Source organism: Roseivivax marinus (genome assembly GCF_900109705.1).
GTDB classification, from domain to species: domain Bacteria; phylum Pseudomonadota; class Alphaproteobacteria; order Rhodobacterales; family Rhodobacteraceae; genus Roseivivax; species Roseivivax marinus.
Genome location: NZ_FOAI01000007.1, coordinates 26,519 through 51,888 on the forward strand (window position 1 = coordinate 26,519; position 25,370 = coordinate 51,888).

Annotated in this window: 28 protein-coding genes and 1 pseudogene; 22 read left to right on the forward strand and 7 right to left on the reverse strand. The window is 68.2% G+C overall.

All coding sequences use genetic code 11. The features are described from left to right. Positions 1–65 precede the first annotated feature (65 nt). The 5 genes from pufB to pufC all read left to right on the forward strand — a co-directional run bounded on the left by pufB (position 66) and on the right by pufC (position 3,524). A complete protein-coding gene (pufB, locus tag BMX29_RS10135) occupies positions 66–215 on the forward strand; it encodes a light-harvesting antenna LH1, beta subunit (protein ID WP_037259290.1) in 150 nt (49 codons plus the stop codon). 13 nt (positions 216–228) lie between these two features. After that, positions 229–390, forward strand: coding sequence for a light-harvesting antenna LH1, alpha subunit (gene pufA, locus BMX29_RS10140; RefSeq protein ID WP_037259287.1), 162 nt, complete (start codon positions 229–231; stop codon positions 388–390). Between the two features lie 164 nt (positions 391–554). Then, a complete protein-coding gene (gene pufL / locus BMX29_RS10145; RefSeq protein ID WP_043845229.1) occupies positions 555–1,400 on the forward strand; it encodes a photosynthetic reaction center subunit L in 846 nt (281 codons plus the stop codon). 3 nt (positions 1,401–1,403) lie between these two features. Next, positions 1,404–2,405 (forward strand): photosynthetic reaction center subunit M, encoded by a 1,002-nt coding sequence (gene pufM / locus BMX29_RS10150; protein WP_092812412.1) that lies wholly within the window; start codon positions 1,404–1,406, stop codon positions 2,403–2,405. Between the two features lie 3 nt (positions 2,406–2,408). After that, on the forward strand, positions 2,409–3,524 hold the full coding sequence (gene pufC, locus BMX29_RS10155) for a photosynthetic reaction center cytochrome PufC (RefSeq protein ID WP_092812414.1): 1,116 nt from the start codon (positions 2,409–2,411) through the stop codon (positions 3,522–3,524). A 207-nt stretch (positions 3,525–3,731) separates the two neighbouring features. On the opposite strand, the gene trhO is transcribed toward pufC, so the two are convergent. Further along, positions 3,732–4,640 carry an oxygen-dependent tRNA uridine(34) hydroxylase TrhO gene (gene trhO, locus BMX29_RS10160; RefSeq protein ID WP_092812416.1) on the reverse strand — a complete coding sequence of 303 codons (909 nt, stop codon included), beginning with the start codon at positions 4,638–4,640 and terminating at the stop codon, positions 3,732–3,734. 112 nt (positions 4,641–4,752) lie between these two features. Here trhO and pncA point away from each other — a divergent pair, with 112 nt between their 5' ends. The 6 genes from pncA to BMX29_RS10190 all read left to right on the forward strand — a co-directional run bounded on the left by pncA (position 4,753) and on the right by BMX29_RS10190 (position 10,951). Beyond that, positions 4,753–5,352, forward strand: a complete 600-nt coding sequence (gene pncA / locus BMX29_RS10165) for a bifunctional nicotinamidase/pyrazinamidase (protein ID WP_092812418.1) — start codon at positions 4,753–4,755, stop codon at positions 5,350–5,352. A gap of 88 nt (positions 5,353–5,440) precedes the next feature. Continuing rightward, the gene (pncB, locus tag BMX29_RS10170) at positions 5,441–6,733 is read left to right on the forward strand and encodes a nicotinate phosphoribosyltransferase (protein ID WP_092812420.1); all 1,293 of its coding nucleotides are present in this window, start codon (positions 5,441–5,443) and stop codon (positions 6,731–6,733) included. 87 nt (positions 6,734–6,820) lie between these two features. Continuing rightward, positions 6,821–7,906, forward strand: a complete 1,086-nt coding sequence (gene hisC / locus BMX29_RS10175) for a histidinol-phosphate transaminase (RefSeq protein ID WP_092812422.1) — start codon at positions 6,821–6,823, stop codon at positions 7,904–7,906. Then, the gene (locus tag BMX29_RS10180) at positions 7,903–8,826 is read left to right on the forward strand and encodes a prephenate/arogenate dehydrogenase family protein (RefSeq protein WP_092812424.1); all 924 of its coding nucleotides are present in this window, start codon (positions 7,903–7,905) and stop codon (positions 8,824–8,826) included. The genes hisC and BMX29_RS10180 overlap by 4 nt, the downstream gene beginning before the upstream one ends. 2 nt (positions 8,827–8,828) lie before the next feature. Then, complete coding sequence (locus BMX29_RS10185; protein WP_092812426.1) at positions 8,829–9,809, forward strand: extensin-like domain-containing protein; 981 nt, start codon at positions 8,829–8,831, stop codon at positions 9,807–9,809. Continuing rightward, positions 9,806–10,951, forward strand: coding sequence for a class I SAM-dependent methyltransferase (locus BMX29_RS10190; RefSeq protein ID WP_092812428.1), 1,146 nt, complete (start codon positions 9,806–9,808; stop codon positions 10,949–10,951). Before BMX29_RS10185 ends, BMX29_RS10190 begins: the two co-directional genes overlap by 4 nt. A 12-nt stretch (positions 10,952–10,963) precedes the next feature. On the opposite strand, the gene BMX29_RS10195 is transcribed toward BMX29_RS10190, so the two are convergent. Further along, positions 10,964–11,539, reverse strand: coding sequence for a TlpA family protein disulfide reductase (locus tag BMX29_RS10195; RefSeq protein WP_244889207.1), 576 nt, complete (start codon positions 11,537–11,539; stop codon positions 10,964–10,966). 25 nt (positions 11,540–11,564) lie between these two features. On the opposite strand from BMX29_RS10195, the gene argH reads away from it, so the two are divergent. From argH to BMX29_RS10215, 4 genes are read left to right on the forward strand one after another with little or no spacing between them, the layout of a single operon-like run. After that, positions 11,565–12,956 carry an argininosuccinate lyase gene (gene argH / locus BMX29_RS10200; protein WP_092812430.1) on the forward strand — a complete coding sequence of 464 codons (1,392 nt, stop codon included), beginning with the start codon at positions 11,565–11,567 and terminating at the stop codon, positions 12,954–12,956. Further along, entirely contained in the window at positions 12,935–13,120 is a 186-nt protein-coding gene (locus BMX29_RS19205) for a hypothetical protein (protein ID WP_092812432.1), read from the forward strand. The genes argH and BMX29_RS19205 overlap by 22 nt, the downstream gene beginning before the upstream one ends. Next, positions 13,117–13,425, forward strand: a complete 309-nt coding sequence (locus BMX29_RS10210; protein ID WP_092812434.1) for a hypothetical protein — start codon at positions 13,117–13,119, stop codon at positions 13,423–13,425. The genes BMX29_RS19205 and BMX29_RS10210 overlap by 4 nt, the downstream gene beginning before the upstream one ends. After that, positions 13,422–13,745 (forward strand): DUF2834 domain-containing protein, encoded by a 324-nt coding sequence (locus tag BMX29_RS10215; protein WP_280513621.1) that lies wholly within the window; start codon positions 13,422–13,424, stop codon positions 13,743–13,745. Before BMX29_RS10210 ends, BMX29_RS10215 begins: the two co-directional genes overlap by 4 nt. Before the next feature lie 117 nt (positions 13,746–13,862). Here the strand turns inward: BMX29_RS10215 and recQ are convergent, their stop codons facing one another. Continuing rightward, entirely contained in the window at positions 13,863–15,914 is a 2,052-nt protein-coding gene (gene recQ / locus BMX29_RS10220; protein WP_092812436.1) for a DNA helicase RecQ, read from the reverse strand. Positions 15,915–16,064: 150 nt separating this feature from the next. Here recQ and BMX29_RS19810 point away from each other — a divergent pair. Then, positions 16,065–16,931, forward strand: a pseudogene (locus BMX29_RS19810) (NAD(P)-dependent oxidoreductase). Between the two features lie 13 nt (positions 16,932–16,944). Here the strand turns inward: BMX29_RS19810 and BMX29_RS10235 are convergent. After that, entirely contained in the window at positions 16,945–17,241 is a 297-nt protein-coding gene (locus BMX29_RS10235; protein ID WP_043845206.1) for a YggT family protein, read from the reverse strand. A gap of 136 nt (positions 17,242–17,377) precedes the next feature. Between BMX29_RS10235 and BMX29_RS10240 the strand changes: the two genes are divergently transcribed. The 6 genes from BMX29_RS10240 (at position 17,378) to arfB (ending at position 22,644) form a co-directional block, all read left to right on the forward strand. Continuing rightward, positions 17,378–17,914, forward strand: coding sequence for an acyl-CoA thioesterase (locus tag BMX29_RS10240; protein ID WP_092812442.1), 537 nt, complete (start codon positions 17,378–17,380; stop codon positions 17,912–17,914). Positions 17,915–18,040: 126 nt separating this feature from the next. Beyond that, positions 18,041–19,375, forward strand: a complete 1,335-nt coding sequence (locus BMX29_RS10245; RefSeq protein ID WP_043845203.1) for an MFS transporter — start codon at positions 18,041–18,043, stop codon at positions 19,373–19,375. Then, positions 19,372–20,310, forward strand: coding sequence for a penicillin-insensitive murein endopeptidase (gene mepA, locus BMX29_RS10250; protein ID WP_092812444.1), 939 nt, complete (start codon positions 19,372–19,374; stop codon positions 20,308–20,310). Before BMX29_RS10245 ends, mepA begins: the two co-directional genes overlap by 4 nt. Further along, complete coding sequence (locus BMX29_RS10255; RefSeq protein WP_092812446.1) at positions 20,283–21,173, forward strand: esterase-like activity of phytase family protein; 891 nt, start codon at positions 20,283–20,285, stop codon at positions 21,171–21,173. The genes mepA and BMX29_RS10255 overlap by 28 nt, the downstream gene beginning before the upstream one ends. Before the next feature lie 105 nt (positions 21,174–21,278). Beyond that, positions 21,279–21,908: a queuosine precursor transporter gene (locus BMX29_RS10260; protein ID WP_092812448.1), complete on the forward strand. Its 630-nt coding sequence runs from the start codon at positions 21,279–21,281 to the stop codon at positions 21,906–21,908. Between the two features lie 313 nt (positions 21,909–22,221). Then, positions 22,222–22,644, forward strand: a complete 423-nt coding sequence (gene arfB, locus BMX29_RS10265) for an alternative ribosome rescue aminoacyl-tRNA hydrolase ArfB (RefSeq protein WP_092812450.1) — start codon at positions 22,222–22,224, stop codon at positions 22,642–22,644. Positions 22,645–22,659: 15 nt separating this feature from the next. Here arfB and BMX29_RS10270 read toward each other — a convergent pair whose 3' ends face one another. From BMX29_RS10270 to BMX29_RS10280, 3 genes are all read right to left on the reverse strand, one after another. Further along, complete coding sequence (locus tag BMX29_RS10270; protein WP_081749792.1) at positions 22,660–23,181, reverse strand: MarR family winged helix-turn-helix transcriptional regulator; 522 nt, start codon at positions 23,179–23,181, stop codon at positions 22,660–22,662. Between the two features lie 288 nt (positions 23,182–23,469). Beyond that, positions 23,470–24,783 (reverse strand): TRAP transporter large permease, encoded by a 1,314-nt coding sequence (locus BMX29_RS10275; RefSeq protein ID WP_092812452.1) that lies wholly within the window; start codon positions 24,781–24,783, stop codon positions 23,470–23,472. After that, on the reverse strand, positions 24,780–25,364 hold the full coding sequence (locus BMX29_RS10280) for a TRAP transporter small permease (RefSeq protein ID WP_092812454.1): 585 nt from the start codon (positions 25,362–25,364) through the stop codon (positions 24,780–24,782). Before BMX29_RS10280 ends, BMX29_RS10275 begins: the two co-directional genes overlap by 4 nt. Positions 25,365–25,370 lie beyond the last annotated feature (6 nt).

Genomic DNA, 25,370 nt, shown 5'->3' on the forward strand with positions numbered 1-25,370 from the left:
AGCGTCCGCGGGGACCCGGCCGCGAGGGTGTCGCGGCGTCAGCATAACGTTCCGGAGGAAAGTTCATGGCTGATCCGACCGACCTGTCCTTCACAGGTCTCACCGACGAGCAGGCGCAGGAACTGCATTCCGTCTACATGAGCGGCCTCTGGCTGTTCTCGGCGGTGGCAGTTGTGGCCCACCTGGCCACGTTCATCTGGCGTCCGTGGTTCTGAGGGAGGCAACGAAATGGCAAAGTTCTACAAGATCTGGCTCATCTTCGACCCCCGCCGCGTCTTCGTGGCGCAGGGCGTCTTCCTCTTCCTGCTCGCCGTCATGATCCACCTCGTCGTTCTGTCGAACGGCGTGAACTGGTTCGAGACGGCCGCCGCCGCCGGCGGCGCAGGCTGATGGTGCCGGCACGCGGACCCCGCGTGCCGCGCCATCGCACCGACAAGACCGCCGCGGGCGGGATCCGGGTGCCCAGGCACCGGCCCGGCCGCGGCAAACGCAAGTAGGGAGCGACGGCCCCCGGCGCACGCGCCGGACGCGGCCGCCAAACGCGGAGACGGACGATGGCACTGCTCACCTTCGAAAAGAAATACCGCGTCCGCGGAGGGACGCTGATCGGCGGCGATCTGTTCGACTTCTGGGTGGGGCCTTTCTATGTGGGCTTCTTCGGTGTCACGACCGCCTTCTTCGCCTTGTTGGGCACGATCCTAATCTTCTGGGGCGCGGCGCACCAGGGCACGTTCAATCCCTGGCTCATCAACATCGCGCCGCCGGACCTCAGCTACGGTCTGGGCGCCGCGCCGCTGATGGAGGGCGGGCTGTGGCAGGTCATCACGATCTGCGCCATCGGCGCCTTCTGCAGTTGGGCTCTGCGCGAGGTCGAGATCTGCCGCAAGCTGGGCATGGGCTATCACGTCCCGTTCGCCTTCAGCGTCGCGATCCTCGCCTACCTGACCCTGGTGGTGTTCCGTCCGCTTCTCATGGGCGCTTGGGGCCATGCCTTTCCATACGGCATCTTCGCCCACCTCGACTGGGTGTCGAACACCGGCTACGCCTACCTGCACTTCCACTACAACCCGGCGCACATGCTGGCGGTGACGTTCTTCTTCACCACCACGCTCGCGCTCGCGCTGCACGGCGCGCTGATCCTCTCGGCGGCGAACCCCGAGAAGGGCGAGACCATGAAGACCCCCGACCACGAGGACACGTTCTTCCGGGACTTCATCGGCTACTCGGTCGGCACGCTGGGCATCCACCGCGTGGGCCTTCTGCTCGCGCTCAACGCCGGCTTCTGGTCGGCGGTCTGCATCATCATTTCGGGACCGGTCTGGACCAAGGGCTGGCCCGAGTGGTGGAACTGGTGGCTCGAGATGCCGATCTGGGGTCCGGTCGCCAACGGGGGAGTGTGAGCCATGACCTGGAAGGTGGAATACCAGAACATCTTTACCCAGACCCAGGTGCAGGGCACCCCGGAATGGGGGATGAACGACAACGGCCAGATGATGGAAGAGCGCACGCTGCCGCCCTTCTTCTCGACCCTCGCGGGCTGGTTCGGCAACGCGCAGATCGGGCCGATCTACCTCGGCTGGACCGGCATGGTGTCGGCGGCGACATTCCTGATCGCGCTGAACATCGTCGGCTTCAACATGCTGGCGCAGGTCGACTGGTCGATCCCCGAGTTCATCCGTCAGGGCTTCTGGCTGGCGCTCGAGCCGCCAAGCCCGGAATACGGCCTGAAAATCCCGCCGCTCTATGACGGCGGCTGGTACATCATCGCCAGCTTCTTCCTTCTGGTGTCGGTGATGACGTGGTGGGCGCGATCCTACCTGCTGGCCAAGGAACAGAAGATGGGCAAGCACGTCTTCTGGGCGTTCGGCTCGGCGATCTGGCTGTTCCTGGTGCTGGGCCTCTTCCGGCCGATCCTGATGGGGTCGTGGTCCGAGGCGGTGCCCTACGGCATCTTCCCGCACCTCGACTGGACCACGGCGTTCTCGATCCGCTACGGCAACCTCTACTACAACCCGTTCCACTGCCTGAGCATCGTGTTCCTCTACGGCTCGGTGCTGCTCTTCGCGATGCACGGGGCGACGATCCTTGCCGTCACCCGCTACGGCGGCGACCGCGAGCTCGAGCAGATCGTCGACCGCGGAACGGCGTCCGAACGCGCCGCCCTCTTCTGGCGCTGGACCATGGGCTTCAACGCCACGATGGAGGGCATCCACCGCTGGGCGTGGTGGTTCGCGGTCCTCACCCCGATCACCGGCGGCATCGGCATCCTGCTGACCGGCACGGTCGTCGACAACTGGTTCGTCTGGGCGCAGGAGCATCACTTCGCCCCCACCTATGACGGCGCCTACGGATACGAAGCCTACGGCTACGACTACCAGGGCTTCATCTCGCAAGGGGGGGACTGAGCCATGCTTCCGAAGTGGTTCACCAACTGGAACCGGGACAAGCCCGTCGACATCTACGGCCCGGCGGTTCTCGTCGGCGCCGTGGGCGGCGCGGTCCTGGTGGCGGCTCTGCTGATCTCGGCGGGACAGCCGTTCAAGACCAAGTCCATGCAGACCGGCCCGCGCGGGACCGGCATGGTCCAGCCCGAGTTCGTGTCCGAAGTCACCGACATCGATCCGACCATCGCCAACTACTACAGCGATGAGCCGTTCCCGGTGTCTGCCGACGACCCCCGGGCATCGGAGGTCTACGAGAACGTCCAGGTTCTCGGCGATCTGACCGAGGACAACTTCAACCGGCTCATGGCGGCGATCACGCAATGGGTCGCGCCCGAGCAAGGCTGCGCCTACTGCCACGGCAACGGCGGGATCGAGACCTACGCTTCGGACGACCTTTACACGAAGGTGGTGTCGCGGCGGATGATCGAGATGACCCAGAACATCAATGAGGCGTGGGCCGGTCACGTCCAGGCCAACGCCGAGGTCGGGGTCAACTGCTACACCTGCCACCGCGGCCAGAATGTCCCGTCCGAGATCTGGTTCAGACAGACGCCTCTCGGCGACACGATGGAGGGCTGGGGCGCGGTGCAGAACCGTGTGACGGTCCAGTCGCAGTATACCTCGCTGCCGTCGGATGCGCTCGAGACCTACCTGCTGTCGGACGGCCCGATCGGGGTCCACGACTTCCAGAGCCACGTCGACGCGCGGCCCTGGCAGGAGGACACCGCCACCTGGCAGGACGCAGAGCGGACCTACTCGCTGATGAACTACGTCTCGAACTCGCTGGGGGTGAACTGCACGTTCTGCCACAACACCCGCGCGTTCTACGATGGGGGGCAGGTCACGCCGCAATGGGCGACGGAAAGCCTCGGCATCGCGATGGTGCGGGAGATGAACCAAGAGTACCTGGTCCCGCTGCAAGACGTGTATCCCGAGATCCGTCTCGGACCGCTGCACGGCGACGCACCCAAGGCCGCGTGCAAGACCTGTCACAAGGGCTATCAGCAGCCGATGCAGGGTCTGAACGTGATCGGTGACTGGCCCGAGCTCGCGACCACCGGATCGCCGGTCTACGACTGACGCACGCCGGCCCCCGCCGACGAGGGCGGGAGCCGGTCAGCCCGGATCCGCGGCCGCTGTCTTCCCAAGTGGGTCGCGGATACGCGGGGCAGGCTCGCCCCGCGATCGTTCCTGTTGGCTACAGGACCGGCGCCACGCCTCCCGGCGCATCCGGGGGCGTGGCGCCAATCTTACCACGAAAGTGGATCGGGCGGCGCGCAAACAGCGCTAATCGTCCCCGGCCAGATGGGTTTCGCCCCGCGCGCGGGCTAGCGCGATCTGCTTCTGCCGCTCGCGGAAGCGCGCCTTGTCGGCCTCGGTGGTCTCGTGCGCACACTGGTGGCAGGCGACACCCTCCTCGAACTCGGGGCGGGCGCGATCCTCGGGCCTGATCGGGCGGCGGCAGGCATGGCACAGCAGATGCGGCCCTTCGCGCAGGCCGTGGCCCACGGACACCCGCCCGTCGAAGACGAAGCACTCGCCCTGCCACGCGCTGTCGGCCTCGGGCACGTTTTCGAGGTAGTTCAGGATGCCGCCCTTGAGGTGGTAGACCTCCTCGACTCCTTGCGACATCAGGTAGTTCGTCGACTTCTCGCAGCGGATGCCGCCGGTGCAGAACATCGCGATCCGCTTGTTGTGAAAGCGGTCCTTGTTCTTCTCCCACCACGCGGGGAAGTCACGGAAGCTCTTGGTTTCGGGGTCGACCGCGCCCTCGAAGGTGCCGATGGCGACCTCGTAGTCGTTGCGGGTGTCGATCACCGCCACGTCGGGCTGGCGGATGAAGTCGGTCCACTCTTCGGGTGTCACGTAATGGCCGGTGGCCGCGCGCGGGTCGACGCCGGGCTGGCCGAGGGTGACGATCTCCTTCTTGAGCCGCACCTTGAGGCGCGCGAAGGGCCGGTCTTCGGCGGTGGAATACTTCACCTCGAGTTCCGTGCAGCCGGGCAGGGCGCGGATGCGGTCGATCAGTCGCGCGATGCCGTCCTCGGGTCCGGCGACCGTGCCGTTGATCCCCTCGTGCGCCAGAAGCAACGTGCCGGTGACGCCGCATTCGCGCGCACGGGCCTCGAGCCCCGGCTGCAGGGCGGCGGGGTCCTCGAACGGGGCGAACTGGTAGAGCGCGGCAACGGTATACATGGCGGCGAAATACGGAGCGCGCCGCCCGCGATCAAGAGGCGCGCGCCGGGGTTGCGGCCGGGTCGCACGAGGCTAGGCTCTGCCGCGACACCGGACAGGACGGAGATGCACCATGCAGGCGCTGATCGTGATCGACGTGCAACGGGATTTCTGCGGCGGCGGAGCGCTGGCCGTGCCGGACGGCGACGCCGTGGTCGCGCCGATCAACGCGCTGATGGACGAGGCCGGCGCCGTGGTCCTGACGCAGGACTGGCACCCCGAGGGCCACTCGTCCTTCGCCTCGCAGCACGCGGGCAAGGCGCCGCTCGAAACGGTAGACATGCCCTACGGCACGCAGGTTCTCTGGCCCGACCATTGCGTGATCGGCTCCGACGGGGCCGATTTCCATCCCGATCTGCGCACCGACCGGGCCGAGATGATCGTCCGCAAGGGCTTTCGCCGCAACGTCGACAGCTACTCGGCCTTCTTCGAGAACGACCACGAAACACATACCGGCCTTGCTGGGTACCTGCGCGAGCGGGGCATTGCCGAGCTGACCTTCGTGGGGCTCGCGCTGGACTTCTGCGTCGCGTGGTCGGCGCAGGACGCGCGTCGGCTGGGCTTCGAGGCGACGGTGCGGACGGATCTTTGCAGGGCGATCGACGTCGACGGTTCGCGCGCCGCGGCCGAGGCGGCGATGACGGAGGCCGGGGTGAAACTGGCCGCCTCCTGACACCTGCATCGGCCCGGAACGGGGGTGGCGCCCTTGTCTTTGCTCGGTGCGGCCTCTTTAAACGGGGGAATTGCCGCAGGAGGTGCCCTTGGTCGACATCGCCACACGAGTCTGGAACCACAAGTGGAAGATCGACCCGATCGTCCGCTCGCTGATCGATACGGACTTTTACAAGCTGCTGATGTGCCAGTCGGTGTTTCGCAACAAGCCCGACACGCAGGTGACCTTCAGCCTCATCAACCGGACGACATCGGTGCCGCTGGCCAGGCTGATCGACGAAGGCGAGCTGCGCGAACAGCTCGACCACATCCGGTCGCTGTCGCTGACGCGCGGGGAGTCGACGTGGCTGCGCGGCAATACCTTCTACGGCAAGCGCCAGATGTTCCGCCCCGACTTCATGGAGTGGTTCGAGAACCTGCGCCTGCCAGCCTACCACCTCGAGCGCGTGGGCGATCAATACGAGCTGACCTTCGAGGGCGCGTGGCCCGAGGTCATGCTGTGGGAGATTCCCGCGCTTGCCGTGCTGATGGAACTGCGGGGCCGCGCCGTGCTGCACGACATGGGCCGGTTCGAGCTTCAGGTGCTTTATGCCCGCGCGATGACCAAGCTGTGGGAGAAGATCGAGCGCCTGCGCGAGATCGAGGGTCTCAAGATAGCCGACTTCGGCACCCGGCGCCGGCACTCGTTCCTGTGGCAGGACTGGTGCGTCCGGGCGATGAGCGAAGGGCTGGGTTCGAACTTCACCGGCACGTCGAATTGCCTGATCGCGAAGAACCGCGACCTGGAGGCCATCGGCACCAACGCGCACGAGTTGCCGATGGTCTACGCCGCGCTGGCCGATGACGACCAAGCGCTCGCGCGCGCGCCGTACGACGTGCTGGCCGACTGGCACGAAGAGCATGACGGCAACCTTCGGATCATCCTGCCCGACACCTTCGGGACCGAGGGCTTCCTCGAACGAGCGCCGGACTGGCTGGCGGGCTGGACCGGCATACGCATCGACAGCGGCGACCCCGCCAAGGGCGCCGAAGCCGCGATCCGCTGGTGGAAGGACCGCGGCGAGGACCCGCGCGAGAAGCTGGTGATCTTCTCCGACGGGCTGGACGTTGACCGGATCGAGGCCCTCCAGGCGCAGTTCTCGGGTCGTGTGCGGACCTCGTTCGGCTGGGGGACCCTGCTGACCAACGACTTCAAGGGTCTCGCCCCGGACGACCGGCTCGCGCCGTTCAGCCTGGTGTGCAAGGCGGTCGCGGCGGATGGTCGTCCCACGGTCAAGCTGTCGGACAACCCCGAGAAGGCGATGGGCCCGGCCGACCAGATCGAGCGCTACAAGCGCGTCTTCGACGTCGGCGCGCAGGAGCGGTTCGCGGTTGAGGTCTGAGCCGCGCCATGCCGCCCCGGACGCGCGTGGCCATTGACGCTTTTCCTCCGGCGGGGCGGCTAGTATGACGGCCCGAGGAGACCGCCCATGACCGTGATCGCGCCGCAGCCCGGCATCCTCGAGATCTCTCCCTACCAGGGGGGCAAGTCCGGCGTTGCCGGGGTCTCGAACGTCGTCAAGCTCAGTTCCAACGAGAACCCGTTCGGCCCCTCGCCTGCCGCGCAGGAGGCAGTGCGCCGGGTGTTGCACGAAATGCATCGTTACCCGCCGACCGATCATGCCGCGCTGCGCGACGCGATCGGCGAGGTTCTGGATCTCGATCCCGCGCGGATCGTCTGTGGCGTCGGGTCGGACGAGATCCTGCACCTGCTGTGCCAGGCCTATTGCGGGCCCGGCGACGAGGTGATCCACACCGAGCACGGCTTCGCCATCTACCGCATCGGCGCGCTGGCCGCCGGTGCGACACCGGTCGAGGTGCCCGAGGCCGAGCGCGTGACCGATGTCGACGCGATCCTGTCGGCCTGCACCGAACGGACGCGGCTGGTGTTCATCGCCAATCCCAACAATCCCACCGGCACGATGATCGGCACTGCCGAGATCGAGCGGCTGGCGGCGGGCCTGCCCGAGCGCGCGATGCTGGTGCTCGATGGTGCATATGCCGAGTTCGTCGAGGGCTACGACGGTGGCGCGGCGCTGGTCGAGGCGCTTGACAACGTGGTGATGACGCGGACCTTCTCGAAGCTCTACGGGCTTGGCGGGATGCGCGTCGGCTGGGGTTACGCGCCCGCCCACGTCATCGACGTGCTGAACCGCATCCGGGGACCGTTCAACCTGTCCGGCCCGGCACTTGCCGCCGCCGAGGCGTCGATCCGCGACACCGAGTTCGTCGAGCGGTGCCGGGCCGAGAACACCCGACTGCGGACATGGCTGGCCGAGGCGCTGATGGCGCACGGGGTGCCGTCCGACACGTCCTGCGCCAACTTCATCCTCGCGCGGTTCCACGACCCCGAGGAGGCCGCCGCCTGCGACGCCTTCCTGCAATCGGAGGGCATCATCGTGCGCGGCGTGGGCGGCTACAAGCTGCCCGCCGCCTTGCGCATCACCGTGGGCGACGAGGCGTCATGCCGCCGGGTCGCCCATGCCATCGGCCGCTTCAAGGCGGGGGAGCGATGAGAGGAGAAGTTTACGGCAAGGTCGCGCTGATCGGCCTCGGGCTGATCGCCTCGTCGATGTTCTGGGCCACGCGCCGCGCGGGGCTCGCCGGGCACGTGTCGGGCTATGCCCGGTCCGAGGCGACGCGCGAGACCGCCCGCCGCATCGGGCTCTGCCACGAGGTCTGCGAGAGTGCAGCCGAGGCGGTGGCCGACGCCGATCTTGTCGTGCTGGCGGTTCCGGTGGGCGCGATGGCCTCCGTCGCGGCCGAGATCGCCCCGCACCTGAAGCCGGGCGCCACGGTCACCGACGTGGGTTCGGTCAAGCGCCGGGTGATCGATGACGTGTCCCCGCACCTGCCCGAGGGCGTGCATTTCGTGCCCGGCCACCCGCTGGCGGGGACCGAGCATTCCGGCCCCGAGTCCGGCTTCGCGACGCTGTTCGAAAACCGCTGGTGCCTGCTTGTGCCCGTCGAGGGCACGGACGCAGACGCTAGCGCCCGGCTGCGGGCCTACTGGGAAGGCATGGGCGCCAAGGTCGACGAGATGGACGCCGACCACCACGATCTCGTGCTTGCCGTGACCAGCCACACGCCGCACCTGATCGCCTACACGATGGTGGGTGTCGCCGACGACCTGCGCCGGGTCACCGACAGCGAGGTCATCAAGTATTCCGCCGCCGGTTTCCGGGACTTCACGCGCATCGCGGCCTCGGACCCGACCATGTGGCGCGACGTGTTCCTCACCAACAAGGACGCCACGCTCGAGATCCTCGGACGTTTCACCGAGGAACTGTTCGCGCTGCAACGCGCGATCCGCACCGGCGACGGCGAACAGCTCTTCGACTACTTCACCCGCACCCGCGCGATCCGGCGCGGCATCATCGAGGCGGGGCAGGATACCGATGCGCCGGATTTCGGGCGCGCCAAGGTGGAGAGATAAAGATGATCCGGCTGGTCCTTCTGTCGCTCGCGCTGGCCGGACCGGCCGCCGCCCTCGCTCCCGACACCTCGCTGCGCCCCGCGGCGCGGGCGGACTATTCGGACGAGGGCACCAATGCCGCCGCGGACAGCACCGAGGGCAAGGCCGTGTCTGTCCCGCCCGAGGACGACGCCGCGCCCCGGCGGACCATCGTCGCGCGCCTGTCTGCCGCAAACCGCCCGGCCGCCCGCCCCGACAGCGTGGACGAGGCCGTCATCGCCGCGCAGTTGCTGCAGAGGTGGGAGCGGATGGAGCCGGTGCCGCGCGCAGATCCGATCGAGGAGTTCCCGGGATACGAGGGCGTGGACGTCCGCGCCTTCGCGCAGGCCAGTCCTCAGGCAGTGGCGACAGCGCTGCGCCCGATCCTGCGCACCAAGGAACTGGTTCAGAAAGCGATGGCCCGCCAGCAGGAGCGCCGCCGCGGTCAGATTTGCGGCGACCCGGCGATCCAGGGCGAGGCCGTGGGCTACGTGCCCGGCCGGATCAACGCCTGCGGAATCGCCGACGGCGTGAAGGTGCGCGCGGTCTCCGGCATCCCGCTCAGCCAGCAGGCGCTGATCGATTGCACCACGGCGCGCGCTCTCAAGTCGTGGGTGGATCGCGGCCTGAAGCCCGCGGTCGGCAATGCCGGCGGTGGCGTGGCCGAGATCCGCATCGCGGCGCATTATGCCTGCCGGACGCGCAACAACCAGCCCGGCGCCAAGGTGTCCGAACACGGCAAGGGCCGTGCCATCGACATTTCTGCGATCCGACTGCGCGACGGCACGAACATGACGGTCCTGGGCGGCTGGCGGACCCAGAACCAGGGGCCGATCCTGCGCCGGGCCTATGGCGCCGCCTGTGGTATCTTCGGCACCACCTTGGGGCCGGATTCGGACCGGTTCCACCAGGATCACTTCCACTTCGACACCGCGCGCTACCGCAGCGGCTCGTACTGCCGATGAGCCTCATCAAAGCGCCCGTCTACGAGGTCAAGCCGGCCTTTGCCCGTGCCGACGGGCCGGATCCGCTTCTGCCCGCCGACGAGGTCGCGCGGCTTCTGGACGAGGTGGGCGACCGGCAGGTCAACGCGCTGCCGCCCGAGACCTCCGTGTGGTCGGTTCACGCGGCAAACCATCAGGCCGGGTTGGCCGAAGCCGTAGGCGCGCAGGATGCAAGGGTACTGGGGGAAGAGCTGTCGCGGCTGCATCTCGGGCAGGTGGTGAAAGGCTTCGACCAGGCCGCGACCGAGACGCAGAGGCTCGATACCGACAAGATGCAGCGCAACGCGAGGGCACGGCTCGGCTACCACGCGCTGATGCGGCTCGCGACGGGGCTCGGAGTGCGGCGCGCCTGGAATCCCGCGCAGAACGAGAACTTTCCCTACCTGGCCGAGGACCAGACCGCCGAAACGGTCGACGGCGTGCGCATCGCGCTGGGCATCGACAGGCCGTTCCCGGTCTCGGGAAAAGGGGCGTGGGGTCTAGAGACAGAGCACGGACTGCTGGGCTACCGGCAGATCCAGACGCTTGGATACCTGCGGGAGGTGCTGGCCCACCGGCTTCGGACCGGGCGGGACTACGAGCGGCTGGTCGAGATCGGCGGCGGGCTGGGCCGGATGGCGTGGAACGTCGCTGTGCGGGCCGACATGCCCTACACGCTGGTCGATCTGCCGATTGTTGGCATCGTGCAGTGTGCGTTCCTGCGGGCGAACGGCATCTCGTGCGCGCTCTGGCCCGAGAAACTGTCGGACGCGCCCGGTCATGTCGACCTCGTGTCGGCCTTCGACCTCGGCGCGCTGGACGATCTCGACCGTGCGCTCGTGCTGAACTGCGACGGTCTGGTGGAGATGTCCCGCGAGACGCAGAACGACTACTTCGACCTGATCGCACGGTCGCACTCGGACCTTCTGTCGATCAACCACGAGGCCGCGCGCACGACCGGGCTCGGGCAAGTGCAGGAATGGGAGATCGCGCGGATCACCGACTGGGGCCTGACCGCCCATCCGCGTGCCGAGTTCCTCGAGCGGCAGGGCTACATCGCGCAGTCGTTCCTGTCCCCGCGCGGCGGGGCCAGGTCGCTGCTGTCGCGTCTTCTCAAACGGTAAGCGCGGCGGGTTTCAGCCCTCGCCGCCGTCGCCCTCGTCGGCCCCGATCAGCGTCTCGATCACAGCCGTAGCGCTGTCCGACGACCAGTCCGCATCGCCCTGGAGCCGCGCGACCTCCTGCCCTTCGGGGTTCAGTATGACGGTGATCGGCAGGCCCAGCACCGCCATCTCGCGCCCGAGGCCGGATTTCGGATCGCGCAGCATCGGCAGGTTGTCGACGCCGATCTCGTCGAAGAACGACTGGATCGCCGGCTTGGGATTGCGGCCGGTCGCAATGGTCACGACCTCGAAGTCGTCGCCGCCCAGTTCGGCCTGGAGATCCGACAGCATCGGCATCTCTTCGCGGCACGGCGCGCACCATGTCGCCCAGAAGTTCACCAGCGCCCACTTGCCCTCGTAATCGGCCAGCGAGGCGGCCTCGCCCTCGAAGGTCTCGATCTCGGAGGTGCCGGCGGGCTTGGGCTCGGCGTGGAAGGTCAGCTTCTTCATGTCACCTTCGCGCAGGGCCGCCGCGGCGTCGGTGTCGGCCGCCGCCGGAATTGCAAGAGCGCCAAGCGCGGTATAGAGCGCCACGAGACCGTATTTCATCGTTCCTCCGACGGGTGTTCTGACCATGACCGACGCGACCTCGAACCAGATGTGGGGCGGCCGCTTCGCCGCCGGGCCGGACGCGATCATGGAGGCGATCAACGCCTCGATCGGGTTCGACAAGCGGCTGGCGGCGCAGGACATCGCCGGCTCGAGGGCCCATGCCGCCATGCTGGCTGCCACGGGCATCGTGAAGGCTAGCGACGCCGAGGCGATGAGGGAAGGCTTGCTCACCGTGTTGTCAGAGATCGAGGGCGGTGACTTCGCGTTCTCCGCGGCGCTCGAGGACATCCACATGAACGTGGAGGCGCGCCTGAAGGAGATCGTCGGCCCCGCCGCCGGGCGTCTGCACACGGCTCGGTCGCGCAACGACCAGGTGGCGACGGACTTCCGCCTTTGGGTGCGCGATCAGCTGGATGCGGCCGACGCCGGACTGACCGCGCTGATCCGCGCGCTTCTGGTGCAGGCCGAGGCCGGGGCCGACTGGGTGATGCCCGGCTTCACCCACCTCCAGACCGCGCAGCCGGTGACCTGGGGCCATCACATGATGGCCTATGTCGAGATGTTCGGCCGCGATCGCGCCCGGGTTCGCGACGCACGCGCCCGGATGAACGAAAGCCCGCTGGGCGCCGCCGCATTGGCCGGTACGTCGTTCCCGATCGACCGTCACATGACCGCCGAGGCGCTGGGCTTCGACCGGCCCTGCGCCAACTCGCTCGATGCGGTGTCGGATCGCGACTTCGCGCTCGAGTTCCTGTCGGTCGCGTCGATCTCGGCCATGCACCTCTCGCGGTTCGCCGAGGAGCTGGTGATCTGGTCGTCGGCCCAGTTTCGCTTCGTGGCGCTGTCGGACCGGTTCTCGACCGGCTCGTCGATCATGCCGCAGAAGAAGAATCCCGACGCGGCCGAGCTGATCCGCGCCAAGATCGGGCGCATCTTCGGCGCGCAGGTGGCGCTGATGACGGTGATGAAGGGTCTTCCGCTGGCCTATTCCAAGGACATGCAGGAGGACAAGGAGCAGGTCTTCGACGCCGCCGACAACTGGCTGCTGTCGCTTGCGGCGATGGAAGGCATGGTCGGTGACATGACCGCCAACCGCGATGCGCTGGAGGCTGCGGCGTCCAGCGGATTCTCGACCGCGACCGATCTGGCGGATTGGCTCGTGCGCGAACTGGATCTACCTTTCCGCGAGGCGCACCACGTGACCGGATCGCTCGTGGCGCTGGCCGAAGGCCGGGGCTGCGACCTGCCGGACCTCACGCTGGCGGACATGCAAGGGGTGCACGGCAGCATCACCGAGGGTGTGTTCGACGTGCTGGGTGTGCGCAATTCGGTCGCCAGCCGCACGAGCTACGGCGGCACGGCGCCGGAGCGGGTAAGGGAGCAGATCGCACGATGGACGGACTTGCTGGACTGAGGGCGGCGCTCGCCCTGACGACCGCGGGCGCGCTCGCCGCCTGCGGCGCCGATGGCGAGCCGGTGCCGCCTGCGCCCCGGGGCGCACCTTCGGCGACAGAGTCGGCTGCGGCCCCGCAGGTCGAGGTGACCGATCCGGACGGCACTCAGGAGGTGGCGGAATGAGACCGGCAGCGCTGGTCGCGCTGGTGGCCCTCGGCGCGCTGGCTGCCTGCGGCGGACCCAAGAGCATCGCCGGCCGCGAGGCGCCCTCGGCAGAGGCACGCCTGCCGAACCGCATCCTCAACGACGACGCCCCGGCCCTGCGCCGCCAGCGCGCCGAACGCGACGGTGAGGTTCTGCCTGCCGACCCCGACGGCGGCGTCGCGACCACGGGATATGTGGAGATGGGCGTAGGTTCGGGCGGGGCCACCGGCAGTGGCGGCGTGCTGATGCGGCGCGGAAACTTCACCTTCGGTTTCGAACTGTGAGCCTGCGCGCGCTCTGGCTGGCGCTGGCGCTGTGGGGCGCGGTGCATCCGATGTACTGGTTCGTGACCTACCTCGCCGGCAACGGCTGGGATTTCGGCGCGATGATCGACGCGTGGTACGTGAATGCCTCGACCACCGGCTTGACCTGGGACCTGACAATCGCGGCGATTACCCTGACGGTCTGGATCGTCGCCGAGGTCGCCGTGCGCCGGAACTGGGTCGCGCTGCTGGCGATCCCGGCGACCTTCTGCATCGGTCTGAGTTGCGGCCTGCCGCTCTACCTCTGGTTCCGCAGCCGCCCGGTCCAGCCCGCACCCTGATCCCGGCGGAGCGCACCGCGCGCTCCTTATCCGGGGGCCCGGCCGCCTGCGCCGGGGGCGCTGCCCCCGGACCCCGGAGTACTTCGGACGAGAAGAAAGACGTGGCCCGGCGAACGGTCAGTCCGAGAGGACGCCGAGGAAGGCGGTGCCGAAGCGGTCGGCGCGCTTGTCGCCGAGGATGCGGGCGAGGGCGTCATGGTCGCGCGGCCGGGCCTCGGCCACCCGGGCAAGCTGTGCGGCGGAGCAGGAAAGCGGCTTGTCGGTGCCTTCCGGGCCACGGGCGAGCGCGGTCTGCATGGCGTGGAGGCGGTCGAACAGCGTTCCCTCCTCGCGGCCGGCGAGGCGCTGGCGGGCGGGATGCATGTCGTCCACTTCCCCTGCGATCACCTCGAGGAAGGCGCGGCCGTAGCGGTCGAGTTTCTTGGCGCCGACGCCGGAAATGCGCGCCATGTCGTCGAGCGTCTCGGGGCGGGCCTCGGCCATCTCGATGAGGGTGCGGTCGGGGAAGATGACGTAGGCCGGGACGCGCGCCTCTTCTGCCAGCGCGCGGCGGCGGGCCTTGAGGGCGGCGAGCATCGGTGCGTGTTCCTCGGATACCAGGGCCTTCGCCTGTGGTCGCGTGGCCTTGGCGCGGTCGATCGTATCGCGGCGCAGGCGGATCGTGTCCTCGCCGCGCAGGATCGGGCGGGCGGCCTCGGTCATCCAGAGCGCGCCGTGGCGTTCGGGATCCGGGCGCATCAGGTCGCGGCCCATGATCTGGCGGAACACGGCCTGCCACTGCCCGCGCGAGAGGTCGCGGCCGACGCCGAAGGTCGGCAGGCTCTCGTGACCGCGCTGGCGCACCTTGTCCGTCTCGTTGCCGATGAGGATGTCGATCAGGTGCCCCGCGCCGAAGCTCTCGCCGGTGCGGAGCGCGGCGGAGAGCGCCTTGCGGACGGCCTCGGTGCCGTCGAAGGTCTCGGGCGGGCTGTCGCAGAGGTCGCAGCCGCCGCAATCGCCGGGATGGTCCTCTCCGAAATAGTGCAGCAGCGACTTGCGCCGGCATTCCATCGCCTCGGCGAGACCGAGGAGCGCGTTGAGGCGGCCGTGATCGGCGGCGCGGCGCTCGGGCGGGGCGTTGCCCTCGTCGATCTGCGAGCGGCGCAGGCGGATGTCCTCGGGGCCGAAGAGGGTCAGCGTTTCGGCCGGCGCGCCATCGCGGCCGGCGCGGCCGATCTCCTGGTAGTAGGCCTCGATCGACTTGGGCAGGTCGGCGTGGGCCACCCAGCGGATGTCGGGCTTGTCGACGCCCATGCCGAAGGCGACGGTCGCCACGACGATCAGTCCGTCCTCGGTGGCGAAGCGGTCCTCGACCCCGCGGCGGTCTTCCGGGTCCATGCCGCCGTGGTAGCTGAGCGCGGGGTGCCCGTCCTCGCGGAGCGCCTGGGCCAGCGTCTCGGTCTTTGCGCGGGTGCCGCAATAGACAATGCCCGACTGGCCGCGACGGGCGGCGGCGAAGGCGAGGATCTGGCGGCGCGGGCTGTCCTTGGGCTGGAAGGCAAGGTGCAGGTTCGGACGGTCGAAGCCGCGCAGGAAGGCGCGCGGCGCTTCGCCGTCGAAGAGCCGGGTGACGATCTCGTCCTGCGTCTCGGCGTCGGCGGTGGCGGTGAAGGCGGCCAGCGGCACGTCGAGCGCGCGGCGCAGCTCTCCGATCCGGAGATAGTCGGGGCGGAAGTCGTGGCCCCACTGGCTGACGCAGTGCGCCTCGTCGACGGCGATCAGGCTGACCCCGGCATTGGCGAGCATCCGCTGGGTGCCACCGGAGGCGAGCCGCTCGGGGGCGAGGTAAAGGAGCTTCAGCTCGCCCGCCGACAGCGCGTCCCAGACGGCGTCGGTCTCTTCGGGTGTATTGGCCGAGGTCAGCGCCCCGGCGGCGACCCCGGCCTCGCGCAGGCCGCGAACCTGGTCGCGCATCAGCGCGATCAGCGGCGAGACCACCAGCGTGACCCCGGGCCGCAGCAGGGCGGGAAGCTGGAAGCACAGCGACTTGCCGCCGCCCGTGGGCATGATGGCAAGGACGTTCTCGCCCGCGGCGACAGCGTCCACGATCTCTTCCTGGCCGGCGCGGAAGGCGTCGAATCCGAATACGTCGCGCAGAAGCGCGGGGGCGTCGGCCATGTCGCGGGGCATTGGGGGCAGAAACCTGCGGATGTTCGTTGAACTGCTCTTAGAGCGACAGTCGCACACTAAGATTCGGTGAACAAGTCCGCGGCCCCGGCCGTTGTCCCAGTGCGGCGGCAGGCCGCGCGCCTGCCTACGGGCTGCAAACGGAGAAACGAGATGAAGCTGGCATTCCTCGGCCTTGGCGCGATGGGATCGCGCATGGCCATGACATTGGTGAAGGCGGGTCACGACGTGGCTGTCTGGAACCGCTCGGACGGCAAGGCGGAGGCGCTGGTCGATGCCGGCGCCACGGAAGCCGAAACCCCGCGACAGGCCGCCGAAGGCGCGGCCGTCGTGGTGTCGATGGTGATGGATGACGATGCGTCCGCGGCGGTGTGGACCGACAAGGACACCGGAGCGCTGGCCGGCATGGAGAGCGGCTCGGTCGCGGTCGAGTGCTAGACCGTGTCGCCCGCCTGGATCGCGGCGCTGGCGGGTGCGGCGGACGAGGCCGGGGTGCGCTTCATCGACGCACCGGTCGCGGGGACACTCCCGCCTGCCGAACAGGGCGAGCTGGTGATGCTGGTCGGGGGCGACGCGAAGGACATCGACACGGCACGGCCGGCCCTCGACGCGATGGGCAAGGCGACGCACCACGCGGGGCCGGTCGGCGCCGGCATCGCGACCAAGCTGGTGGTGAACGGGATGCTCGCCGCGCAGGAGGCGGCCCTGGCCGAGTTGCTGGCGACGGTGGAGGCGCTGGGACACGACCGCGCCCGTGCCTTCGAGATCCTGTGCGAGACGCCGATCGCGAGCCCGATGCTGAAGAATTACGGCAAGCTGATGCTCGACGGGACCGACGACGTGCTGTTCCCGGTGGACGGCATCCTCAAGGATCTCGGTCTGATCGCCGATGCGGCAGGCAAGGCCGAGCAGCCGGTTCCGGTGACGCGCGGGACGCATGACGCCTTCACATTGGCTCAGGACGCCGGGCTCGGCGACCGCAACCAGACGGAAATCCTGCGGGTCTACGAGAACAAGTGAGCGTCGCGGGGCCTCAGTAGGCCCCGTAGAACGCCCCGGCATTGTTGGCGAGGATGATGCGCAGCGCGTAGATCGCCACCAGAGCGACAAGCGGCGCGAGGTCCAGCCCGCCCATCGGCGGCAGAATCCGGCGGATGCGGGAATACATCGGCTCGAGCAGGCGGTTCAGACCGTCCCAGATCTGCGCCACCAGCGGCTGGCGCAGGTTCAGCACCTGGAAATTGATCAGCCAGCTCATGATGACGTGGGCGATGATGAAGAACCAGACGATGTCCAGGATCAGCATCAGGATCTGAAAGAGCGATTGCATCGGCCGGCTCCGGTCCTTGGGGCTTGGTCGCACGAGACCTATGCGGCGGCGGACGCGAGGGCAAGAGTGCCGCGAGGTTCCGGGTTGACGTGTGGGTCATGCGGCGTGATGCCCGGCGCGGCAGAAGGAGATATGCATGTATCCCTACATTCGCATGGCCAAGGAGCTTTTCGTTCACCGCAACGACCCGCCGATCGCCGTGGGCGAGGCGCACGTGTCGCAGCACATGTGCTGGCCGTGGGACATCGATCCTTGGAAAGAGCTGAACAACGGCCGGACGCTGACGCTCTACGATCTGGGGCGGATTCCGATGGCCCGGCGTGCGGGGCTGGTGCCGGCGCTGCGGCGCAACGGTTGGGGCATGGCCATCGCCGGTGCCTCGGTGCGCTATCGCCGCCGCATCCACATGTTCGACCGGATCGAGATGCGGTCTCGGGTCAGCTGCTGGGACGCGCGGTTCATCTATGTCGAGCAGTCGCTGTGGAAGCAGAACGGTGACTGTGCGAGCCACGCCCTCCTGCGGACTGCGGTGACCAGCCGGGAGGGAATTGTCGCGCCCGAGCGGCTCATCAAGGCGATGGGCCAGAGCCTGCATGCCCCCGCGATCCCCGACTGGATTGCCGCCTGGATCGAGGCCGAGGACACCCGGCCCTGGCCGCCCATGGGCGACTGAGGTCCGGCGGGGACTGCGGCACTGCCGCACGTCTCTGTCGCCAACCTGTCCGCTGCCTGCCGCCGGCGCTTGCCGAACGCGCGGCGGCGCTGTTCAAGTGACCCCGGACACGGGCGGGGTGACGACATGAGCGGCGGCAAACGGCGGCGGATCTGGGGCTGGTTCTTCTTCGACTGGGCCAGCCAGCCCTACAACACCCTTCTCATCACCTTCATATTCGCACCCTACGTGCAGGAATTGCTAGGCGATGGCAGCGCCGCCCAGACCGCCTGGGCCACCGGGATCGCTCTGGCGGGCGTGGTGATCGCGCTGCTGGCGCCGCTTCTGGGGGCCATGGCCGACACCGGCGGCAACCGGTTGAGGTGGATCTGGCTGTTCTCTGCGCTCTACGTGGCGGGCTCGGGGATGTTGTGGTTCGCCGAGCCGGGCGACTTCGACCTCTGGCGGACGTTGTTCTTCTTCGCCATTGGCCTGATCGGGATGGAGTTCGCGACGATCTTCACGAACGCCATGCTGCCCGACCTCGGCAGCCGCGAGGAGATCGGGCGCATCTCGGGGAACGGTTGGGCCTTCGGTTACGTGGGCGGGCTGGTGACGCTGGTGCTGATGCTGGTCTTCTTCGCAGAGAGCGGCGACACCGGCACCACCTTCGTCGGCCTCGACCCGGCCTTCGGTCTGAATCCCGAGACACGGGAAGGCACGCGGTTCGTCGGGCCGCTGACGGCATTGTGGTATGCCGTGTTCATGATCCCCTTCTTCCTGTGGGTGCGCGATCCGCGCAGCCCGCGCGCGCCGCGCGGCGCCGTGCGCGCGGCGCTTCTCCAGCTGCGCAGCACCCTGCGCGAGCTGCCGCAGACCCCGTCGCTGCTGGCCTACCTCGCCTCGTCGATGTTCTACCGCGACGCGCTGAACGGGATGTATGCCTTCGGCGGAATCTACGCCTCGGGCGTGCTGGGCTGGTCGGTGGTCGACACCGGCATCTTCGGCATCCTCGCCATCGTCTCGGGCGCGCTGTTCGCATGGCTCGGCGGCATGGCGGATGCGCGCTTCGGTCCCCGGCCGGTGATCGTTGCCTGCATCCTCGCGCTCACGGCGGTGGCGATCTCGATCGTCATGGTCAGCCGCGAGAGCCTGTTCCTGATCCCGCTGGCCGAGGGCTCGTCCGCCCCCGACATCGCCTTCTACGTCTTCGGCGCGACCATCGGCGCAGCGGGCGGAGCGCTGCAATCGGCGTCGCGCACGATGATGGTGCGTCAGGCCCGCAGCGATCGCATGACCGAGGGGTTCGGCCTCTATGCACTGGCGGGCAAGGCAACCTCGTTCCTCGCCCCGGCGCTGATCGCGCTGGTCACGTGGGCGTCGGGCTCGCAGCAGGTCGGGGTGTCTCCGCTCATTCTTCTTTTCGCGGTGGGGCTCGGTCTGCTACTCTGGGTCAAACCCGACGGAGATCGAGCAGCATGATCCGCCCCATCCTGACCGCCACGCTCGCGCTGGCGCTCGCCGCCTGCGGCGGGTCCAACCGGTCCGCGAACCTCGACGCCGCCACCAGCGGCATGCCTCCGGCGACGGCACAGCCCGTCTCGGCCGTGATCTCGTCCAAGAGCGCCAAGCAGCTCTTCGGGTACGAGGCCACGGCGTCCGCGCAGCGCTCGGAGCCGCTGGGCTTCTATTCCAAGGGCTGCGCGGCCGGCAACGTGCAGCTGCCCGAGACCGGACCGACCTGGCAGGCCATGCGCCTGTCGCGGAACCGCAACTGGGCGCAGCCGATCACCGTCGACTTCATTCAGGACCTGTCGCGTTTCGCCGCCCAGCAGCCGGGCTGGGCCGGGCTTTACGTTGGCGACCTGAGCCAGCCCAAGGGCGGGCCGATGCTGACCGGTCACGCGAGCCACCAGATCGGCCTCGACGCCGACATCTGGATGCTCCCGCCGCAACGGCTGAACCTGTCGACCGCCGAGCGCGAGTCGATCTCCTCGATCTCCATGCGTCGCACCCGCGGCGCCTACGTGAACTCGAGCTGGACGCAGCAGCATCACGAGATACTCAAGCGCGCGGCCTCCGATCCGCGGGTCGAGCGGATCTTCGTCTTCCCCGGTGCCAAGGTGCAGATGTGCGACGACGAAACCGGCGACCGCGCTTATCTGCGCAAGATCCGTCCGTGGTACGGGCATCACTACCATTTCCACGTCAGGCTTTCGTGTCCCGAGGGCGCGACCAACTGCGTGGCGCAAGACCCGGTGCCGCCGGGCGACGGCTGTGCCGATGCGCGCGCCTGGCAAAACAACATCCTGAACCCGCCGCCGCCCGATCCGAACGCGCCGGCTCCGACGCCCAAGCGTGACCTGACCCTCGCAGACCTTCCCGCGCAATGCTCCGGCGTTCTGGCCTCGCGCTGAGCGCGGGCCTCGTTGTCGTCCTTGCGCTGTCGTCCTCCGCCGCTCCGACCGGCGAGGCCGAGCTTGTGTCGACGCAGCGATGGTCCAGTGATCACGACGCGTTCGGCGGAATCTCGGGGCTCGACCTGTCGGCGGACGGGCGGCGGTTCATGGCCATCGGGGACCGCGGCATCGTGTTTGCGGGGGAGTTCCGGCGCGACGCGGACGGCCGGATCGAGACCATCGCCAGAGGCCGCCTGCGTCGCCTGCGCGATGCCGAGGGCGCACCGCTGAAGCAGCAAGACGTCGACGCCGAGGGCCTCGCCTGGACCGAGGGCGGCCGCGCCTACGTGTCGTTCGAGGGAGATCACCGGGTCGCCCGGCTGGGCAAGGACGACCGGACCACGCCGCTGCCCGGCCCGCCCGCCTTCGATGAGCTTCAGAGCAATTCCGGCCTCGAGGCGTTGGCGGTGGATGAGGCCGGCGCGGTCTACGCCATCCCCGAACGGTCGGGGCAGGTGACGCGGCCGCTCCCGCTCTGGCGCTGGGACGGCACGGCATGGTCGGTCGCGGGCCGCGTGCCCCGGCGCGGGGGCTTCCTGCCGGTGGGTGCGGATTTCGGGCCGGACGGGCGCCTCTACCTGCTGGAGCGGGTCTTCACCGGCCTCGCCTTCCGCAGCCGCGTGCGGCGCTTCGCGCTGACCGAAGAGGGGCTCGCCGAAGAGACCACCCTGCTCGAGACCGCCGCCCACGTGCACGACAATCTCGAGGGGCTGTCGGTCTGGCGCGACCGGAGCGGCGCGATCCGCCTGACGATGGTGTCCGACGACAACTTCAACTTCCTCCAGCGCACCGAGGTCGTGGAGTATCGCGTCCGCCCCTGAGGCGCGCGGGACTTGCGTGACGGGCCTGCGGGCGCTATGGCCCGCGCTGTTCCGGGCATCGGCCCGGCACCAAGTCCCCGCCACCTTGCAAAAACGGGAAGTCCCATGACCCGCGCCCATATCCCCGGCATTCTCGCGATGGCGATCGTCGTCGTCGCCTCGAACATCCTCGTGCAGTTCCTCCTCGGCCAGTGGCTGACATGGGGGGCCTTCACCTACCCGATCGCGTTCCTCGTCACCGACGTGATGAACCGTGTCTACGGCCCCGGCCCCGCCCGCAAGGTGGTGATCGCAGGCTTCGTCGTGGGTGTCGTCTGCTCGTTCATCGGCACGCAGATCATGGGCGAGTTCGGCCCTCTGGTGACCTTCCGCATCGCGCTGGCCTCGGGCGCGGCGTTCCTGACCGCGCAGCTTCTGGACGTGGCCATCTTCGACAGCCTCCGTGGTGGCCGCTGGTGGCGTGCGCCGCTGGCCTCGACGCTGGTCGGATCGTCGGTCGATACCGCGATCTTCTTCACCGTGGCGTTCTCGGGCGCGCTGACCTTTCTCGAGCCGTCGAACGATGTGAGCTGGGCCGGCGAAGCGCTGCCGCTTCTGGGGGTCGGGCCGACCGTGCCGCTCTGGGTGTCGCTGGGCTTTGCGGACTGGCTGGTAAAGCTGTCGCTGGCGCTGCTGGCGCTGGTGCCGTTCCGTGTGATCGTCTCTTGGGCACAATCCCGGCAAATCGCGGCCTGAGCACGAATCTTCATTTGACGACAAGGAATTCCGTGCCAACCTCAAACTTGCGTTTTCAACAGCAGAAAGGAGGTGATCCAGTGTCGAGAGAAGCATTGGAGAAAGGTGTCGGAACAGCATGGAGGATTGCCGGCTAGGGCAGCCCCTGACCGGATAATGGTCCATGTTGGCGGATGTCTAACCGATCCCCGCCTCCTAATTCTCGAAGGGTCGCCCATGCTCCGGGCGGCCCTTTTCATTTTCACCGTGCCCGGCGCGTCGCGGTGTCGTGGCATCTGGCCAGAGAGCCGGGGCCGGACTAGGGTCCACCGCCATGACGCTGCGCATCAATCACGCCATCGCCCTCGAGGACTGGGAAATCACCGAGCAGTTCGTGCGGTCCTCGGGGCCGGGCGGGCAGAACGTGAACAAGGTCTCGACCGCGGTCGAGCTGCGCTTCGAGGCCGAGCGGTCGCCGAACCTGCCGGGCCCGGTCAAGGCGCGGCTGCGGCGGCTGGCCGGTCGACGCGGGACCAAGGACGGCGCGCTGATCCTGCAGGTGGACGACACCCGCAGCCAGGCGCGCAACCGTGAGATCGCCCGGGACCGGCTGGCCGAGCTTGTGGCCAAGGCCTTGGAAAAGCCCAAGCGGCGCATTCCCACCAAGCCTACCCTGGGCTCCAAGCGGCGGCGGATCGAGGGGAAGAAGGCGCGCGGGCAGGTGAAGGCGCTGCGCGGAAAGGTCGACCCGGACTGAGAGCCGCGCGGTCGCTCAGGCGCCGGCGGCGTCCCGCACACGACCGAGAAGAGACAGCAGCTGCGCGCGTTCTTTGGCGTCGAGGTCACCGAAGAACTTGCGCTCGTGCTCGTCCGCGGCCTCCAGTGCCCGCTCGGCCAGCCGTTCCCCGGCACGCGTGGGCGTGAGGGCGTAGGCCCTGCGATCGGTGGGCACACGGGTCCGCAGAACGAGGCCGCGACTTTCGAGCTCGTCGAGTATAGACACGAGGTTCGGACGCTCGATCGACAGCGCGTCGGCAAGCTGAGACTGGCGAAGTCCGGGGTGATCGACGATCACGACAAGGACCGACATGGTGATGATCCGCAGGTCCAGGTCCTTGAGAACACGGGCAAGATCCGCTTGCACCAGGTTCGTGACCCGTCGCATGTGATAGCCGACGAGGCCCTGCAGCGCAGCGTCGTCCACCACCTCGTGCGTGTCGACCCGCGGGGCCGCGTCGGGCGCCGCTGCGAGCGCGGGAGCCGCGTTCTTGTTCGACGAACTTACCTGCGCCATGCTTCCAAACCAGCTCCCGTTTCGCGTTGCCGTCCGCACGGTCGGCCCGAATACGGCCGGTCCTGCGGCCCGTGCCGGTCCCGGTCGATGCGCGGCCGGGGTTGGGATCATGTCCCTTCCGCCCGGTTCCGCGCACGCTGATCGAGCCCTGCGCCACGGTATGGATCATCACGACCCGTTGAGGCGATGATTGCATACTACAATGATTTCGCCCATCGGGATAATAGCGCAAAGTTTGGAAAAAGCCGCAAAGACGGATTTACGAAATTAGAACACCGGCTGGTTTCCTCATGGGATCAGGAACAGCGTGATCGCCGGAAACAGGACCAGGATCACCACACGGACGATGTCCGAACCCACGAACCACATGACCGCCTTGTAGGTTTCGACCATCGGCGTCTCTCGATCCATCGAGTTGATGATGAAGAGGTTCATGCCCACGGGTGGCGTGATCAGTCCGACCTCGACAACGATCAGCACGAGGATGCCGAACCATATCGCCATGTGCTCGGTCGACATGCCGAAATCGAGCTGCGAGATCACCGGGAAGAAGATCGGGATCGTCAGCAGGATCATCGACAGGCTGTCCATGAGACAGCCGAACACGAGGTAGAACAGCAGGATGAGCGTGAGCACGGTCCACGGGCTGAAGCCCTGTCCGACGACCCAGGCCGACAATTCCTGCGGCACCTGGCTGAGGGCGAGGAACGAGTTGTAGAAACCCGCGCCCAGCACGATGAAGAAGATCATCGCGGTCGCGGTGGCCGTGGCGATGATGCTCTCGCGGAACACGCGCCATGTCAGGTTCCCCGACACCAGGGCCGCGAAGCCGGTGCCGGCGGCGCCCACTGCCGCGCCCTCGGTCGGGGTGAACCAGCCAAGGTAGATGCCGCCCACCACCAGCAGGAACACGATCAGCACCGGCCAGACATTGGCCAACGCGCGCCAGCGCTCGCCGTAGGGCATGGCCTCGCGGGTGCCCGCGCGATCCGGGTAGAGCCGCACGTAGATCGAGATCGCGATGATGTAGCCGACCGCCGCCAGCACCCCGGGCACGAAGGCCGCGAGGAAGAGCTTGGCGATGTTCTGCTCGGTCAGGATCGCGTAGATCACGAGGATCACCGACGGCGGGATCAGGATTCCCAGCGTGCCGCCCGCGGCCAGTGTCGCCGTCGAAAAGCCCCCGTCGTAGCCGTAGCGCCGCAGCTCGGGCAGGGCCACGCGGGACATGGTGGCTGCGGTCGCCAGCGACGATCCGCAGATCGCGCCGAAGCCCGCGCAGGCGCCCACGGCGGCCATCGCGACGCCGCCCTTGCGGTGGCCAAGCCACGCTTCGGCGGCCTTGAAGAGCGACGTGGACATGCCCGACAGGGTTGCGAACTGTCCCATCAGAAGGAACATCGGGATGATTGTCAGCGAGTAGCTCGAGAACGTGGTGTAGGTCTCGGACTTGAGCTTGGACATGAACATCGCCGGGGCGCCGATGGTCAGCCACAGCCCGCCGATCCCGCACAGCAGCATGGCAAGCCCGATGGGCGCGCGCATGAAGATCATCACCAGCAGAACGGGGAAGCTGGCGTAGCCCAGTTCGAGGCCGGTCAATGCTCCGCCTCCACTTCGTTCGGCAGCGGGGTGTATCCGGTGGCGACCCCGATGATCCGGGCGACCGCGCAGTAGATGCCGACGACCGAGGCCACCACGGCGCCCACGAGGCTGGCGGCGTAGGCCCACCAGACCGGGAACTGCAGCAGGAAGGTCGTCTCGCCGTAGCGCATCTTGTCACCCATCCCGACGAAAAGCCGCCAGGTGATGAGGACGATGGCCCCGGCCAGAACCACCTCCCAGAACGCGAGGATCGCGCGGTGGCCGCGTTCGGGCAGGGCCGAGGTGAACAGGTCGACGGTCGCGTGCGCGCCGTAGAGCTGGCAGACCGGCAGGAACGCGAAGATGGCGAAGGCCACACCTGCCTCGACCAGCTCGAAATCGCCGTTGATCGGCCCGACGCCGGTCGCGATCAGCCAGTCGGCAAGGCCGGGCGCCATCGAGGTCAGCGCGTCGGAATGACCAAGCGTGTTCAGACCGCGTCCCAGTACGCTGGCGCAGGTCAGGATCACGAGGAATGTCAGGACCAGCCCGCCGACGATTGCGGCGATACGGGCAAGCCGTTCTATCGAACGTTGCATGAGGGT

Coding starts and splice junctions, on each gene's coding strand:
- BMX29_RS10180 (WP_092812424.1), top strand. CDS start 7,903: ATGAGAGGAGAAGTTTACGGCAAGGTCGCGCTGATCGGCCTCGGGCTG.
- arfB (WP_092812450.1), top strand. CDS start 22,222: ATGACGCTGCGCATCAATCACGCCATCGCCCTCGAGGACTGGGAAATC.
- BMX29_RS10185 (WP_092812426.1), top strand. CDS start 8,829: ATGATCCGGCTGGTCCTTCTGTCGCTCGCGCTGGCCGGACCGGCCGCC.
- pncA (WP_092812418.1), top strand. CDS start 4,753: ATGCAGGCGCTGATCGTGATCGACGTGCAACGGGATTTCTGCGGCGGC.
- BMX29_RS10235 (WP_043845206.1), bottom strand. CDS start 17,241: ATGCAATCGCTCTTTCAGATCCTGATGCTGATCCTGGACATCGTCTGG.
- BMX29_RS10245 (WP_043845203.1), top strand. CDS start 18,041: ATGAGCGGCGGCAAACGGCGGCGGATCTGGGGCTGGTTCTTCTTCGAC.
- pufM (WP_092812412.1), top strand. CDS start 1,404: ATGACCTGGAAGGTGGAATACCAGAACATCTTTACCCAGACCCAGGTG.
- pufL (WP_043845229.1), top strand. CDS start 555: ATGGCACTGCTCACCTTCGAAAAGAAATACCGCGTCCGCGGAGGGACG.
- BMX29_RS10195 (WP_244889207.1), bottom strand. CDS start 11,539: ATGAAATACGGTCTCGTGGCGCTCTATACCGCGCTTGGCGCTCTTGCA.
- BMX29_RS10210 (WP_092812434.1), top strand. CDS start 13,117: ATGAGACCGGCAGCGCTGGTCGCGCTGGTGGCCCTCGGCGCGCTGGCT.
- BMX29_RS10240 (WP_092812442.1), top strand. CDS start 17,378: ATGTATCCCTACATTCGCATGGCCAAGGAGCTTTTCGTTCACCGCAAC.
- trhO (WP_092812416.1), bottom strand. CDS start 4,640: ATGTATACCGTTGCCGCGCTCTACCAGTTCGCCCCGTTCGAGGACCCC.
- pufB (WP_037259290.1), top strand. CDS start 66: ATGGCTGATCCGACCGACCTGTCCTTCACAGGTCTCACCGACGAGCAG.
- mepA (WP_092812444.1), top strand. CDS start 19,372: ATGATCCGCCCCATCCTGACCGCCACGCTCGCGCTGGCGCTCGCCGCC.
- BMX29_RS10280 (WP_092812454.1), bottom strand. CDS start 25,364: ATGCAACGTTCGATAGAACGGCTTGCCCGTATCGCCGCAATCGTCGGC.
- BMX29_RS10260 (WP_092812448.1), top strand. CDS start 21,279: ATGACCCGCGCCCATATCCCCGGCATTCTCGCGATGGCGATCGTCGTC.
- BMX29_RS19205 (WP_092812432.1), top strand. CDS start 12,935: ATGGACGGACTTGCTGGACTGAGGGCGGCGCTCGCCCTGACGACCGCG.
- recQ (WP_092812436.1), bottom strand. CDS start 15,914: ATGCCCCGCGACATGGCCGACGCCCCCGCGCTTCTGCGCGACGTATTC.
- BMX29_RS10190 (WP_092812428.1), top strand. CDS start 9,806: ATGAGCCTCATCAAAGCGCCCGTCTACGAGGTCAAGCCGGCCTTTGCC.
- BMX29_RS10270 (WP_081749792.1), bottom strand. CDS start 23,181: ATGGCGCAGGTAAGTTCGTCGAACAAGAACGCGGCTCCCGCGCTCGCA.
- argH (WP_092812430.1), top strand. CDS start 11,565: ATGACCGACGCGACCTCGAACCAGATGTGGGGCGGCCGCTTCGCCGCC.
- hisC (WP_092812422.1), top strand. CDS start 6,821: ATGACCGTGATCGCGCCGCAGCCCGGCATCCTCGAGATCTCTCCCTAC.
- pufA (WP_037259287.1), top strand. CDS start 229: ATGGCAAAGTTCTACAAGATCTGGCTCATCTTCGACCCCCGCCGCGTC.
- BMX29_RS10255 (WP_092812446.1), top strand. CDS start 20,283: ATGCTCCGGCGTTCTGGCCTCGCGCTGAGCGCGGGCCTCGTTGTCGTC.
- pufC (WP_092812414.1), top strand. CDS start 2,409: ATGCTTCCGAAGTGGTTCACCAACTGGAACCGGGACAAGCCCGTCGAC.